Here is a 13,967-nt window from a genome sequence, read left to right as displayed (position 1 = left end):
TGTAGCGTGAAATTTAAGCGAACCCTTTTTGGTTGTAAGTCTTAAGAAAACAGAGATATGGGAAGATGTATAATCTTTTTTAGTTCTCTTATCATGCTTTTGACTTTTGTTGGTTTCAATGGTCTGTCAACAACGACAACAGTACCTAGAACATTAAAAGTCACTGAACCTACTAAAGTTTTGTTTCCCAAAAACAAAACTGTTATTGTACATACCATGGATACACCGCCTTTTTTAGGCAGTACTTTTCATGGTTTTAAAGAGGCCCTGGCATTCAAGGAGTCGTCAGGGAATTATTTTGCAACCAATAGCCTAGGGTATTTAGGCAAGTACCAATTCGGGGTAGGTACCCTTGAGTTGATGGGTGTTTTCAATTCTTCCGTTTTTCTTAATGATCCCGGGCTACAGGAAAAAACATTTGAAACTAATATTGCCCGTAATAAGTGGATCATGCGAAGGGATATCAAGAAGTTCGTTGGCAAAAAGATCAAAGGTGTCGAGATTACGGAGTCAGGTATGTTGGCCGCAGCGCATTTAGCGGGGCCAGGTAATGTGATGAAGTATCTGCGCTCGTATGGAAAGGCGAATTTCAAGGATGCCTATGGTACAACCATTATTAGTTATTTAAAGTATTTCTCAGGTTACGATATTTCTTTGGTTTCCCCAAAGCGTAACGCCAAGGTGTAAGATTTTGTGTAAATATGAAAATGGTAGGCCCTGACGGAGACGTCAGGGTTTATTTTTTACCCTTGTATGATGAATATGGCGGGTCTTTTATTAAGATCTATCGTAGACTTTTTCCAGTTCATGACACTTTGTGTTCGTATGTATTCTGTGGCCAAGGTAATATCACAGGCTACACAAAGTTGTGTGTTGTTCGATAGGTTTTTCAATAACTCTGCGAACAGTTTGTCATTTCGGTACGGGGTTTCAATGAATATTTGTGACTGAAGGCTCTCCACCGATTTTTTCTCCAAGGACTTGATGGCCTTATTGCGCTGGGCAGCCTCAATGGGCAGGTACCCATTAAAAGCGAAATTCTGACCGTTCAAACCACTGGCCATCAAGGCCAAAACAATGGAAGATGGTCCTACTAGAGGAACGACCTGTATGTTCCTTTGATGGGCTATCCTAACGACATCGGCCCCAGGGTCGGCTATTCCAGGACATCCAGCTTCGGATATCACGCCTACATTAAATCCTTCAAGACAAGGTTGTAAAAAGGTTGGCAACGCCTCAGCTTCCGTATATTTATTGAGGACTTCAATATGTAATTTAGGTTGTGATTTTCTTGGACTGATTTTTTTGATGAACCTTCTTGCCGATTTTTCATTTTCGACAATATAATAATCTATGGCCTCGATAACCCTTTTGATGGAAATGGGCAATACTTCCAATGGCTCGTTTTCACCCAAAGTGGTGGGGATTAAATAAAGTTTTCCTTTGGGGGTGCTATTACTATCCATATGAGGGGGTTATATCCTTTCCATTTTTTTGGCAATGACCGTGCAAGCATTATCGATAAGGTGAAAAACATGTTCAAAACCATTGTCATCATAATAGGGGTCTGGTACTTCTTTCGTCTTGGAATCTACCTCATCCAACAATAATTTGACTTTGTTTTTTTGGTGTTCATTGAGGGCTAGGGCAATCACATTGCCATAATTACTTAGGTCCATTACATAGATCATATCAAATTCGTCAAAATCGTCGACCGAAAATTTCCTGCAACGTTGATGGGATATATCAATATCGTATTTGCGCCCTACGGCAATACTTCGGCTATCGGGTTTACTACCAATGTGGTATCCGCCAGTGCCGGCCGAATCTACAAATACCTTAGCTGGATCTACTTTACTTTGAAGTATACCTTCGGCCAAAGGCGACCTGCAGATATTTCCTAGGCAGACCATTAGAACCTTGATTGCCATTAAAAAAAAATTAAGAAAGTTTTCTGGTTAAATCTTCAATATACTTGCGAAACTGCTTATCGGTCTCGGCAAGGTTGTCAACCGTTTTACAGGCATGCAATACGGTGGCATGGTCCCTTTTCCCTATTTGGGAACCAATACTGGCCAAAGAGGCCTTGGTCAGCTTTTTGGCAAAGAACATGGCCAATTGCCTAGCTTGTACGATATGCCTTTTTCTTGTCTTTGATTGTAAGGTGGCCACATCCATTTCAAAATAGTCGGATACTATTTTCTGGATATAATCTATAGAGACTTCCCGTTTGGTGTTCTTAACGAATTTCTCGACCACCTGCTGGGCCAAATCCAAGGTAACCTCTTTTTTGTTGAACGATGATTGGGCGATCAAGGATATAATGGCACCTTCCAACTCCCGAATATTGGTCTTAATATGCTTGGCGACATAATCGATGATATCGTCTGGCATTTCAACACCATCTCGATATAGTTTGTTCTTTAAGATGGAGATTCGCGTTTCATAATCGGGATTCTGCAATTCTGCCGATAATCCCCACTTGAATCTCGAAAGCAAGCGTTGTTCAATATCCTGCATGTCGACCGGTGCCTTATCCGATGTTAGGATGACCTGTTTCCCATTTTGGTGCAAATGATTGAAAATATGGAAGAAAACATCTTGTGTGCCTGACTTGCCAGATAAAAACTGAACGTCGTCAATGATCAATACATCAATCAATTGGTAAAAATGTATAAAATCATTCCTGGTATTTTTCTTGACCGACTCGATATACTGCTGCGTAAATTTCTCAGCAGAGATGTACAGCACTGTCCGTTCGGGATATTTATCCTTGATCTCAACACCAATGGCATGGGCCAAGTGGGTCTTGCCCAATCCCACACCGCCAAAGATCAACAGCGGGTTAAAGGAGGTGCCACCAGGTTTGTTCGCCACAGCCATACCTGCCGATCGCGCCAAACGGTTTGAGTCGCCTTCCAAAAAATTGTCAAAATTGTAATTGGGATTCAACTGGGATTCGATCTTGATGTTTCGAATACCCGGAATGACAAATGGGTTTCTTAGCTCGGGGTTTTTTGATTTAATGGGAACATCCATTTCCTGCGGCCCCATATGGCCCCTATTTGAACTCGGTATTTTTTCAGTGAACGGCTCGCGGTTGCCGTAGGTATTCTCCATGCGTATGATGTAGACCAATTTGGCAGTTTCCCCCAACTCTTTGGTGAGGGCTACTTTAAGCAACTTCACGTAGTGTTCCTCCAACCATTCATAAAAGAATTTACTGGGAACTTGAATACTCAGCGAATTTTCAGAGAGTTTTACCGGTTTAATAGGTTCAAACCATGTTTTGAATGCCTGCGGTTGGATGTTATCTTGGATAAACGCCAAACAATTGTTCCAAACGGAATTTGCAGTTACACTCATTATAAAAAAATTCTCTAGTTTATGGTTAGTTTTTAAGCATAATTAGGAATAAGTCCGGATAGTTATGCAAGTGTAATTTAGGTCTCGCAAATATGTGAACAAAAATCCTAAAAAAAAAATGATTTGGGGTTGAATTTACCCTTTTTTTTTCGCATGTTGCCACCTTTGGGGATAGGCCTCTAAATATATAATTTTTAGCTGAATAAATATGGATTTTCATGATTTTTCTTTTCGAGTACGCTATAGTGAAACCGACCAGATGGGCGTGGTTTACCACGGGAATTATCCGCAATATTTGGAGATGGGTAGGGTAGAGTGGTTACGTTCGTTAGGGGTTTCCTACAAGTCGATGGAAGAAAACGGAATCATCCTACCTGTAATTTCAATCAGCATCAATTTTAAAAAATCGGCGGTTTATGATGACCTTTTGCGAGTTCGAACGATCATTCGTAAAAAACCCATGGTGAGGATTGAATTTGACTACGAAATCCATAATGAACAAGGCGAATTATTGGCTCTGGCAAATACCGTGCTTGCGTTTATGGACGCAAAAAAAAACAAGCCTGTCAAATGTCCTGATTATCTGCTTGACAAACTAAAGGTTTAAATCGGTTTTTCAGTTACATAAATCGAAGGATCAAAACTGAATAATCGACAGATATCCGCCGCTTGACTCTTAGGTGCGTTTATGGTCAAAATGCATTTCGCTTCCAATCGCTGGTTGACGATTTCCAAGTTGTGCTGTTTGATTACCCGCATAACTTTGTCCATCGTCTCATAACCGAATGTAAGTTCAAATTGCACCTTTATGGTTCTTATGACAATACGGGATTCTTCGAGGGCCATTTTGGCTGCTGATCTATAGGCACCGATCAATCCGCCGACCCCTAATTTTGTACCCCCAAAAATCCGGGCTACGACCACGAGGACATTGGTTACCCCATGGGACTGTATCTGGCCGTAAATGGGCATCCCTGCGGAATTATTGGGTTCCCCGTCATCATTTGCCCTATGGCGTACATCTTCGACGCCTAATTGCCAGGCAAAACAGAAATGGTTGGCAGTATGATGTTTTTTCTTCAATGCTTCAATGATGGGTTTTACCTCATCTTCACTTAAAATAGGGTATGCCGTAGCAAAAAACTTACTCTTTTTTTCTTTAAAGAGAATTTCGCGCGATGGTTTGGCCAATGTTTTATAGCGATCGGTAGTTTTCATTAGAATATAGCGACCAGGGTTATACTGAGGATAGCCAAGACGATGCCCCCCCAATTTTTGGCGCTGATCTGTTCCTTGAACAATAGGATGCCCAAAAGGGTCGAGAGCATTACAATGGCCACATTGTTGATTGTAAAGACCGATGCACTGTTCAAGGTCGGATTTTGTAAGGCCCGCAACAAATAATAGATCGAAAAGTAGTTGGGAACCCCTAGGGCAATTCCACCAAGGATATTTTTAAAATTTATTTTCAACGGGGTTTTCAACGCTTTGAAGATTAGAAAGACAAGCCCTACAAAGGCAGCCGCAGCAAAAACCGTTGCCGAAAAAAGCGGGAACTCATGTTCCTTGATATACACTTCCTGTACATACTTGATACTTGTATCGATGATGCCGGATCCTAGAAATACCAAGACGGGTAGGATCAGGTCCGATCTTTTAAAGCCAACCTTCCGTTGTTTGATGGAAGCGAAATATACGGCAGCCAATGCCATGATAATCCCCAAAACTTTCAAAAAGCCAAGGGTTTCTTTATACACCAGAACACCAAAGATAACAGGCACTACCAATGACATCTTGGTGGCTACCGATGCCACGGAAACCCCAACAGTCTGTGATGTTTTTGCCATTAGATTGAAAACAACAATGAAAAGCAGCCCAAGGAGGAGTGTACCAAGGAACCAGGGTTGTTCAGCGATTTCCAAAGGTTTCACCTCACCTGAATAAAAATACAATCCTACCAGACAAGCCACAAAATAATTTGTGATGATGGCAAATAAGGTCTCGATTTTATAGACATCATAAAGCTTGAAAATCACAAAAATCAGGCTTGAGCAACAGATACTTAAGACGAGGTCGATCATTTACAATTTAGATTTTAGTGCGATGATGTCCTCTTGTCCTACCTTTAGATGCCATGTCTGTATGCCTAATCGATTTGCCGCGTCGGTATTTTCTTTGGTATCGTCAATAAAAAGGGTTTCTGCAGGGTTAAGATGGTTTTCATGAAGTACAAATTCATAGACGTCTGCATTGGGTTTTCTCAATTGTATTTCGTGTGAAAGATAAAACTGTTCAAAACTGTCCTTAAAGCGACGGTACCTCCCTTCGCCCATGGTTTCCATTACATATGAAATGTGCAGGGCATTGGTATTGCTTAACAAAAAAAGTCGATGGGTGTCTTCCTTGGCCAGACGTTCGATAAACTCCAACCTGTAATCGGGGAAGTCCAATATCATTCCATTCCAAATGGCTATGATTTCTTGGGAGGAGGCCTTTGGAAAAATGGCATTCAGACCCTTTACAAAAACATCAGGGGTAATGGCCCCTATTTCCAGGGCGCTGCTTAATGTGAACGCTTCTGGGGCAAGGGTGGTATTTCCTTGTCTTTGAATCTCACGTAAAACAATTTCCTTATCCAGATTGATAAAGATATCCCCAAAGTCGAAAATGATGTTTTTAATCATTCATATATAGGTTTAGATAATCCGATCCAATTTCCCGCCGTGACACTTTATTTGCCATCAATGATGGCGCTCGTATTCCTTCCCCAAATGTATTTGGGCCTATGAAAACCCGTGCTTCGTCCCACAGGTTGGCGGTTATGAAGGATTGTAGGGTTTTACCCCCACCTTCAATGATAACACTGGTTACATGGTGTTTGTACAGCACTTGGCAAATTTGTTGGGGCACATGTTCCGAAAAGTCGATTACTTCATAGTCAATGTCCTTAAGCCTCTTTACCGTATCCTTGACCTCTGTGATGATAATTGTTTTTGTATCGGGATCAAGGATATGGTATTTCCCCTGTATTTTTAAGTGCCTGTCAAGGATGACCCTGACCGTGGGTCTGCCGAACCACGCTCTCACATCCAATTTGGGATTATCCGCCAAAACCGTATGGGTGCCCACTAAAATGGCCTGTTCCTCACTGCGCCATTTATGGACCAACTGCCTCGAGAATTTATTTGAGATCCAATACGGTTGGGGCTTGGCATTTCTTTTGTTGGGAGATGGGGCTATAAAGCCGTCTAGGGTCTCCGCCCATTTCAAAATAATATAAGGACGTTTTTTTTGGTGGAAAGTCAGAAAGCGTTTATGATGCTCCCTACATGCTTCTTCAAGTACCCCGACTGTTACTGTGCATCCAGAATCTCTAAGACGTGCAACTCCTTTGCCCATTACTTTTTCATGGGGGTCCAAGGTGCCAATAACAACGTTGGGAATCTTATGTTTTACGATCAAATCAGCACAAGGAGGGGTTTTGCCAAAATGGGAACAGGGTTCCAAGGTCACATAGAGTATCGATTGGGATAATAAGGATCTATCCTTGACGGCATTGATGGCATTCACCTCCGCATGGGGTCCACCATAGGGACTGGTATATCCTTCACCGATAATCTTGTTGCCATATACGATAACTGCCCCTACCATAGGGTTGGGAGCCGTGGCCCCCAAGCCATTTTTGGCAAGTTGTAGGGCGCGTAGCATATATCGAGCGTCTATGGGCATTTAATTAAACAATTTTACTTTAGGATGCTCATTCTGATAAGTCCGAAAAATAGGTTTAAGATTCAGAATAAAATTATATTTCATGTATCTTCACTCCACAAAAATAGGACTTTAAAAGATATCTGGTAAACAAGCTATGGATACTGCGATAATACGGGAAATCAAACCAAAAGATAATATCGAAGTGGCAACTGTAATTCGGAAGGTCTTGGTCGATTTGGGTGTTCCGAAAGTGGGAACCGCCTATGCGGACAAGGCGTTGGATCATATGTACGAAAATTATAATGTGCCCAGGGCCACTTACTTTGTAATCGAACATAAGTCCCGAATAATCGGATGTGCCGGGGTGGCACAATTAGAGAATTATGATGATACCGTCTGTGAACTCCAAAAGATGTATTTTCTGGAAGAAGCCCGGGGCCGTGGCCTCGGTGCAAAAATGATGGAAATCTGTTTGGAGAGGGCAAGGCACTTTGGTTTTGAAAAATGTTATTTAGAGACCATGCCTTATATGGAAGCGGCCCAAAAACTCTACATAAAATCAGGATTCGAATATTTAGATAAGCCCATGGGCGATACCGGTCATTTTTCTTGCCCTGTATGGATGCTGAAATCATTATAGGTTATGCTATTACTCGAAATCAAAAAAATCTTCCATAACGAACTTGATGTCATCTATCCCATGGAGGAAGTCGATAGCTTCTTTTACCTCACCATTGCGCATTATTTTGATCTGGAACGATTTGTTTTGGCACTACAACCGAATTTGACACTTTCCAAAGACGAAGAACAACCGTTGTTCGAGGTGTTAAGCCAATTGCGACTGGAAAAACCTATCCAGTACATTCTTGGATCGGCCCATTTTATGGAAATGGATTTCAAGGTAAATGAAAATGTCCTCATTCCAAGACCGGAAACGGAGGAATTGGTACGGTGGGTTCTTGAGGATGTTCCCCTTGTGGAAAACGGGGAAATCAGTATTTTGGACATCGGTACGGGTAGTGGGTGTATCGCGATAGCGTTGAAGAAAAATATAACAAAGGCCAAGGTTTATGCATTGGATATTTCGGCAAAAGCCTTGGCGGTCGCAAAGGAAAATGCCGTATTAAACAACGTTGAAGTCGCTTTTGTTCAAGGGGATATCCTGAAATTGGAAAGGCTTAAAGCAAAGTTTGATGTAATTGTATCAAACCCACCTTATGTCAGGATGTTGGAAAAGGAAATGATGAAACCAAACGTTCTTAAAAATGAACCGGAATCGGCTTTATTCGTCAATGATGATGACCCTTTGGTCTTTTACCGTAAGATCATTCAATTTGCCAAGAATAATTTAAATCCTGACGGTAGGTTGTATGTGGAAATAAATCAATACTTGGGCAAAGAGACAAGCGCACTTTTGCAGCATGATTTTTCAGAAGTCGAACTTCGTAAGGATATGTTTGGGAATGATAGGATGCTGAAAGGGGTGCTCCCTTTGTAAATGTTTGAAGAGGATGATCTATGATTTTATAATTTGAAAATAAATACTTTTGAGAAAAGATAGTCTGGGGATTTTAAATGTGAACATTGGAAGATATGCATAGCATTGTCGTGTTTTGTGGTAGTAGTGAGGGTAATGACCCCGATATTCTATCTTCGGCCTATGGGTTAGGGCAGTCCCTTGCTGAACAAAAAATCACCTTGGTCTATGGAGCCGCCAAAATTGGGGTGATGGGAAAGGTGGCACAAGGTGCCTTGGACAATGGAGGCAAGGTCATCGGCATTATTCCTGATTTTTTAAAAATAAAGGAAGTTTGCCATACGGGGTTATCAGAATTGATCGTCACAGAGAACATGCACGAACGCAAACTTAAAATGCACGAACTATCCGATGGTATCATTACCCTTCCCGGAGGATATGGCACTTTGGAAGAATTGTTCGAAATGATCACCTGGGCCCAGTTAGGCCTGCATCAGAAACCTATTGGAATATTGAATACCAATGGATTTTATGATGATTTGTTGAAAATGATCCGAAAGATGGTCGACCTAGGTTTTTTGAAAGGTGAGCATTATAATATGTTGTTGGTGGACAAATCTGTTGATGGATTATTAAAACAAATGGAGGAATACCAACCATTATCCTTACCAAAATGGATTAAAAAAGACGAGCTATAAATGGGTATCAAAGAAAAAATAGAAGCCTTGCGCCAAGAATTACGGGAACACAACCACAATTATTATGTGCTTGATAACCCCACTATTTCTGACTATGAGTTCGATATGAAGCTTAAAGAGCTTCAAGCCTTGGAGGCGGCACATCCTGATTTTCACGATCAAACGTCCCCGACCATACGCGTTGGTGGCGGGGTCACCAAGAGTTTCAATACCGTGGTTCATGAACATCGTATGTATTCCTTGGACAATTCCTATTCCAAAGAGGATCTGGAGGAATGGGAGAAACGTATCCAACGTATTTTAGGGGATGCCGAGGTCGAATTTACCTGTGAGCTGAAATATGATGGGGCTTCCATAAGTCTTACGTATGAAGACGGAAAATTGGTAAGGGCTGTGACCCGGGGAGACGGTTTTCAAGGCGATGACGTGACCACGAATATAAAGACCATACGTTCCGTTCCCTTACAACTCACAGGTGATTATCCTCCGAAGTTCGAGATTAGAGGAGAGATTATCTTACCCTTGGATGGCTTTGCCAAAATGAATGAAGAACGCATCGCTGCAGGTGAAGATCCTTATATGAATCCAAGGAATACGGCCTCAGGGAGTTTAAAATTACAGGATAGCGCCATCGTTGCCCAAAGACCATTGGATTGTTTATTGTATGGAATCGTGGGCCCGAATACAGGAATCACATCCCAATATCAAATGCTCGAAAAAGCCCGGGAATGGGGCTTTAAAGTGCCCTTAATCGCACAACTATGCAAAACTACCGATGAGGTCATGGCCTTTGTGGATCATTGGGATGTACATCGACATCAATTGCCCTATGAGACCGATGGGGTGGTTATCAAGGTCAACAGCATACAACATCAAGAAGAATTGGGATATACCGCCAAATCCCCTCGTTGGGCCATGGCCTTTAAATTCAAGGCAGAACAGGTCTCCACGATATTGAACGAAATTACCTATCAGGTGGGGCGTACCGGGGCAATTACCCCGGTTGCCAATTTAAAGCCTGTATTGTTGGCGGGAACAACTGTGAAGCGGGCTTCATTGCACAATGCGGACCAAATTGAAAAATTGGATATTCGTGAGGGTGATACCGTTTTTGTTGAAAAAGGGGGAGAGATCATTCCTAAAATAGTTGGGGTCGATTTAACAAAGCGTCCCATCGATTCAACTCCGACCCAATACATTACCCATTGCCCGGAATGTGGCACGGAACTGGTACGCAGCGAAGGGGATGCGAAACATTATTGCACCAATTTCTATGGATGCCCAACCCAGATTACAGGACGTATCCAACATTTTATTTCCCGCAAGGCCATGGATATTGAAGGCCTTGGGGCTGAAACGGTAGAGTTACTGTTCAAGGAAGGACTCATTCGAAATTACGCCGATCTTTATATTTTAACCAAAGCGCAGATCATGCCGTTGGAACGCATGGCGGAAAAATCCGCGGAGAATTTGGTCAAAGGCGTGGCCGAATCGGTCAAGATTCCATTTGAGCGGGTTCTGTTTGCCTTAGGAATCCGATTCGTAGGGGAGACCGTAGCCAAGAAATTGGCAAAGGCCTACAAAAATATCGATGCCTTGATGGCCGCTTCTATGGAAGAGCTGATGGCTGTGGATGAAATCGGCGAACGAATTGCCCAAAGTGTCGTGGAGTTTTTTGGTAATGAAAGGAATCTGGAAAACATCTCCCGATTGAGAAGTTACGGCTTACAGTTCGAGTTATCGGCGGACAAACTCATGAACCAAACTGAAATACTCAAGGGTAAAACATTCGTGGTCTCCGGAGTTTTTGAGACGGTCAGTCGGGATGAGCTTAAAAAATTGATGGAGGATAATGGGGCTAAGGTAGGCTCTTCCATATCCTCAAAAACCTCCTATTTGGTAGCTGGTGATAAAATGGGCCCAAGCAAACGCACAAAAGCCGATAGTTTGGGGGTCCCTATAATTTCCGAATTCGATTTCATGGCAATGATCCAATGATAGTATTTGCAATAACTAAATTTCGTTTCACATAGTCACTCTATGGGTGTCTTATAAAGTGTTAATATTTATGTTTAAATCAATCCGTTTACTTCTTTCATTCTTTTTAACGATCAATCTATGTGCCGTAAATGCGCAATCGGTGGACATGGACCATCTCGAAAACCTGAAGATTCGAAGCGTGGGTCCTGCCAACATGAGTGGACGAATTACCGCCATTGATGTTGTAAACGACAATCCGAAAATCATGTACGTCGGTGCGGCTTCCGGTGGGGTTTGGAAATCCAAAAACGGAGGAAGCGCTTGGTTTCCGGTCTTTGATGACCAGCCTACCCAAAATATTGGGGCTTTGGCGATTCAGCAAGATAATCCAGATGTTGTTTGGGTAGGTACCGGTGAAGGTAACCCGAGAAATTCGATGAATTTGGGCATGGGTATTTTCAAGAGCACGGATGGAGGCTCTACCTGGTCCCAAATGGGTCTGGAAGCGACCAAAACGATTCATCGCATCATCATCGACCCTCGAAATCCGCTTGTGGTATATGTCGGGGCCATGGGCGATCCTTTTACCCCAAATGAGGATAGAGGGCTTTACAAAACTATGGATGGTGGACAAACCTGGAAGAAGATTTTATATACCAATACACAATCCGGGATAGGGGACCTTGTAATGCACCCTAGAAATACTAATAAACTATTTGCTGCGGTATATGAGCATCAACGTACGCCCTATTTTTTTACTTCGGGCGGAAAAGGTTCGGGTCTCTATGTCACTGAGGATTCAGGCAACACTTGGCAACCTTTAGGGGCTGAAGCTGGGCTTCCAACGGGAGAATTGGGTCGAGTAGGGTTGGCCATAGCCCCCAGTGATCCCAATCGCATGTACGCCAAAATTGAGGCTATTAAGAACCAATTGTACCGTAGTGATGATGGGGGGAAGCATTGGTACGTTATCAATGAGGATCCAAAATTCACGAACAATAGGCCTTTTTATTTTCAGGATGTTGCGGTAGACTCCAAAGACCCTGAACGGTTGTATAATATTTACCAACCGCTATCGGTCAGTTATGACGGGGGTAAGACATTTGACCCGAAACCCATGATCCCTGCCGATGAGACCAAAGGTATCCATGCCGATTTTCATGCCTTTTGGGTCAACCCCAAGGATCCCGAACATTTTATGATCGGTGGTGATGGTGGTTTGGGCATAACCCATGACCATGGCAAAAGTTGGTATTTTCCAGAAACCATTCCTGTGGCCCAATTTTATCATATCGGTGTTGACGAAGATAGACCTTACAATGTGTATGGGGGTATGCAGGATAATGGCAATTGGTCCGGTCCGGGGTATACATGGAAAAGAGGGGGTATTCGTACGCTGTATTGGCAATATTTGGTAGGGGGTGATGGTTTTGATATTTCACCGGATTTGGAAAATTCACGCTTCGGATACGGGTCCTCACAAAACGGTAATTTATACAGATACGACAAACTTACCGGTTACTATGTTAGCATAAAGCCACCTTCACCCGATTCCAAAACGGTTTTACGCTTCAATTGGAATGCAGGCTTTGCCCGTGACCCAAAGAATGCAAATAAAGCGTATTACGGATCGCAATTTGTGCATGTCACCGAAGACAAAGGGGCTACTTGGCACATCATTTCATCGGATTTGACCACCAACAATCCAGAACATCAAAAAGGGGATTATGGAGGGCTGACCTTGGATATATCAGGAGCTGAACAATACAATAGTATTCTTGACATTGCCCCCAATGCTTTGGATACGGATATCATTTGGGTAGGTACCGATGACGGACAAGTGCAATTGACAAAGAACGGGGGTTCTTCCTGGAAAAATGTGACCAAAAACGTGAAAGGCTTACCAAAGGAAGCTTGGATCGCCCAAATCAAGGCGTCGCGTTATGATACAGGTACTGCATGGTTGGTCGCCAATAATTACCGAAAAGGGGATTATGCCCCTTACATTTTCAAAACGGTTGATTTCGGACGTACTTGGCAACGAATTGCCGATGGAGGTCAGGTTAAAGGATATGCCCTGAGTATTATTCAAGACCCCGTTGAACCGAAGTTGGTCTTCTTGGGCACAGAGAATGGGTTATGGATCAGTATGGATGAAGGGATATCCTGGAAACAATTCAAAAACGGATTTCCATCCGTGTCGACAATGGATTTGACCATACAAGAGCCGGAATCGGCTTTGATCGTAGGGACCTTCGGGCGGGCGATATGGGTCTTGGATGATTTGTTGAGCCTAAGGGAAATTGCGGGCAATAGAATCAAAGATACCATTACAGCCTTACCCGTAAATGACGCCGTGCAGGTAAAAGGACTTTTTATCAATCCGCCCGGAAATATATGGACCGGCTTCCATACGACGTTCGAGGGAGAAAACAAGGTTTTCCAGAAGACCGAAATCCCTTTTTATCTAAAGCAACTAAAAGATTCTACGGCAATGGTAACGGCCACTATATTCAATGAAAAAAAGGAATGGATCAATACCATTACTGGGGATTCCTTGGTTAAAGGATTGAATTATTTGGTTTGGCATTTGGATGAAAAGTCGGCCGATTTACCTGGGTCTACCCATAGCGCACAAAAGATCTCTGTTTTACCGGGCAACTATACCGTTGTTATGGATTATGAGGGCGCAAAGGATTCAATCCCGATAAAAGTAATTGCCGATCCCCGCTTTG

The 13,967-nt window shown here is 42.7% G+C and carries 14 protein-coding genes; 7 read left to right on the top strand and 7 right to left on the bottom strand.

From position 1 onward, the window contains the following. Positions 1 to 57: 57 nt before the first annotated feature. Complete coding sequence (locus WBM98_RS09470) at positions 58 to 687, top strand: hypothetical protein (RefSeq protein ID WP_424365778.1); 630 nt, start codon at positions 58 to 60, stop codon at positions 685 to 687. Positions 688 to 743: 56 nt separating this feature from the next. Here WBM98_RS09470 and WBM98_RS09465 read toward each other — a convergent pair whose 3' ends face one another. The 3 genes from WBM98_RS09465 to dnaA are packed head-to-tail and all read right to left on the bottom strand — an operon-like array spanning position 744 to position 3,366. Then, positions 744 to 1,466 (bottom strand): SAM-dependent methyltransferase, encoded by a 723-nt coding sequence (locus WBM98_RS09465; RefSeq protein ID WP_424365777.1) that lies wholly within the window; start codon positions 1,464 to 1,466, stop codon positions 744 to 746. 9 nt (positions 1,467 to 1,475) lie between these two features. After that, complete coding sequence (locus tag WBM98_RS09460) at positions 1,476 to 1,931, bottom strand: low molecular weight protein-tyrosine-phosphatase (RefSeq protein ID WP_424365776.1); 456 nt, start codon at positions 1,929 to 1,931, stop codon at positions 1,476 to 1,478. A gap of 10 nt (positions 1,932 to 1,941) precedes the next feature. Beyond that, positions 1,942 to 3,366 carry a chromosomal replication initiator protein DnaA gene (dnaA, locus tag WBM98_RS09455; protein WP_424365775.1) on the bottom strand — a complete coding sequence of 475 codons (1,425 nt, stop codon included), beginning with the start codon at positions 3,364 to 3,366 and terminating at the stop codon, positions 1,942 to 1,944. Between the two features lie 208 nt (positions 3,367 to 3,574). On the opposite strand from dnaA, the gene WBM98_RS09450 reads away from it, so the two are divergent. Further along, entirely contained in the window at positions 3,575 to 3,973 is a 399-nt protein-coding gene (locus WBM98_RS09450; RefSeq protein ID WP_424365774.1) for an acyl-CoA thioesterase, read from the top strand. Here WBM98_RS09450 and WBM98_RS09445 read toward each other — a convergent pair. Genes WBM98_RS09445 through ribD form a run of 4 tightly spaced genes read right to left on the bottom strand, consistent with a single transcriptional unit; the run spans position 3,970 to position 7,095 of the window. Next, positions 3,970 to 4,584 (bottom strand): IMPACT family protein, encoded by a 615-nt coding sequence (locus WBM98_RS09445; RefSeq protein ID WP_424365773.1) that lies wholly within the window; start codon positions 4,582 to 4,584, stop codon positions 3,970 to 3,972. The genes WBM98_RS09450 and WBM98_RS09445 overlap by 4 nt on opposite strands. Continuing rightward, positions 4,584 to 5,447 (bottom strand): GRP family sugar transporter, encoded by an 864-nt coding sequence (locus WBM98_RS09440; RefSeq protein ID WP_424365772.1) that lies wholly within the window; start codon positions 5,445 to 5,447, stop codon positions 4,584 to 4,586. The genes WBM98_RS09445 and WBM98_RS09440 overlap by 1 nt, the downstream gene beginning before the upstream one ends. Next, on the bottom strand, positions 5,448 to 6,050 hold the full coding sequence (locus WBM98_RS09435) for an HAD family hydrolase (protein WP_424365771.1): 603 nt from the start codon (positions 6,048 to 6,050) through the stop codon (positions 5,448 to 5,450). Next, positions 6,043 to 7,095, bottom strand: a complete 1,053-nt coding sequence (gene ribD, locus WBM98_RS09430; RefSeq protein ID WP_424365770.1) for a bifunctional diaminohydroxyphosphoribosylaminopyrimidine deaminase/5-amino-6-(5-phosphoribosylamino)uracil reductase RibD — start codon at positions 7,093 to 7,095, stop codon at positions 6,043 to 6,045. Before ribD ends, WBM98_RS09435 begins: the two co-directional genes overlap by 8 nt. A gap of 136 nt (positions 7,096 to 7,231) precedes the next feature. Here ribD and WBM98_RS09425 point away from each other — a divergent pair, with 136 nt between their 5' ends. The 5 genes from WBM98_RS09425 to WBM98_RS09405 all read left to right on the top strand — a co-directional run. Continuing rightward, entirely contained in the window at positions 7,232 to 7,717 is a 486-nt protein-coding gene (locus WBM98_RS09425) for a GNAT family N-acetyltransferase (protein ID WP_424365769.1), read from the top strand. Positions 7,718 to 7,720: 3 nt separating this feature from the next. Then, a complete protein-coding gene (gene prmC / locus WBM98_RS09420; RefSeq protein ID WP_424365768.1) occupies positions 7,721 to 8,575 on the top strand; it encodes a peptide chain release factor N(5)-glutamine methyltransferase in 855 nt (284 codons plus the stop codon). 95 nt (positions 8,576 to 8,670) lie between these two features. Beyond that, on the top strand, positions 8,671 to 9,252 hold the full coding sequence (locus WBM98_RS09415; RefSeq protein WP_424365767.1) for a TIGR00730 family Rossman fold protein: 582 nt from the start codon (positions 8,671 to 8,673) through the stop codon (positions 9,250 to 9,252). Next, positions 9,253 to 11,250, top strand: a complete 1,998-nt coding sequence (gene ligA / locus WBM98_RS09410) for an NAD-dependent DNA ligase LigA (RefSeq protein WP_424365766.1) — start codon at positions 9,253 to 9,255, stop codon at positions 11,248 to 11,250. Positions 11,251 to 11,320: 70 nt separating this feature from the next. Then, the coding region (locus tag WBM98_RS09405) for a hypothetical protein (RefSeq protein ID WP_424365765.1) at positions 11,321 to 13,967 on the top strand (2,647 nt) is incomplete at its 3' end.

Source organism: Maribacter sp. (genome assembly GCF_049667165.1).
GTDB lineage: Bacteria > Bacteroidota > Bacteroidia > Flavobacteriales > Flavobacteriaceae > Maribacter_A.
The sequence above is the reverse complement of the archived record's forward strand: the minus strand, read 5'-3'. Positions and strand labels throughout refer to the sequence as shown.

Excerpts from the sequence above, each read along its gene's own strand:
- WBM98_RS09470 (WP_424365778.1), top strand. The coding sequence starts at position 58 with ATGGGAAGATGTATAATCTTTTTTAGTTCTCTTATCATGCTTTTGACT.
- WBM98_RS09465 (WP_424365777.1), bottom strand. The coding sequence starts at position 1,466 with ATGGATAGTAATAGCACCCCCAAAGGAAAACTTTATTTAATCCCCACC.
- WBM98_RS09460 (WP_424365776.1), bottom strand. The coding sequence starts at position 1,931 with ATGGCAATCAAGGTTCTAATGGTCTGCCTAGGAAATATCTGCAGGTCG.
- dnaA (WP_424365775.1), bottom strand. The coding sequence starts at position 3,366 with ATGAGTGTAACTGCAAATTCCGTTTGGAACAATTGTTTGGCGTTTATC.
- WBM98_RS09450 (WP_424365774.1), top strand. The coding sequence starts at position 3,575 with ATGGATTTTCATGATTTTTCTTTTCGAGTACGCTATAGTGAAACCGAC.
- WBM98_RS09445 (WP_424365773.1), bottom strand. The coding sequence starts at position 4,584 with ATGAAAACTACCGATCGCTATAAAACATTGGCCAAACCATCGCGCGAA.
- WBM98_RS09440 (WP_424365772.1), bottom strand. The coding sequence starts at position 5,447 with ATGATCGACCTCGTCTTAAGTATCTGTTGCTCAAGCCTGATTTTTGTG.
- WBM98_RS09435 (WP_424365771.1), bottom strand. The coding sequence starts at position 6,050 with ATGATTAAAAACATCATTTTCGACTTTGGGGATATCTTTATCAATCTG.
- ribD (WP_424365770.1), bottom strand. The coding sequence starts at position 7,095 with ATGCCCATAGACGCTCGATATATGCTACGCGCCCTACAACTTGCCAAA.
- WBM98_RS09425 (WP_424365769.1), top strand. The coding sequence starts at position 7,232 with ATGGATACTGCGATAATACGGGAAATCAAACCAAAAGATAATATCGAA.
- prmC (WP_424365768.1), top strand. The coding sequence starts at position 7,721 with ATGCTATTACTCGAAATCAAAAAAATCTTCCATAACGAACTTGATGTC.
- WBM98_RS09415 (WP_424365767.1), top strand. The coding sequence starts at position 8,671 with ATGCATAGCATTGTCGTGTTTTGTGGTAGTAGTGAGGGTAATGACCCC.
- ligA (WP_424365766.1), top strand. The coding sequence starts at position 9,253 with ATGGGTATCAAAGAAAAAATAGAAGCCTTGCGCCAAGAATTACGGGAA.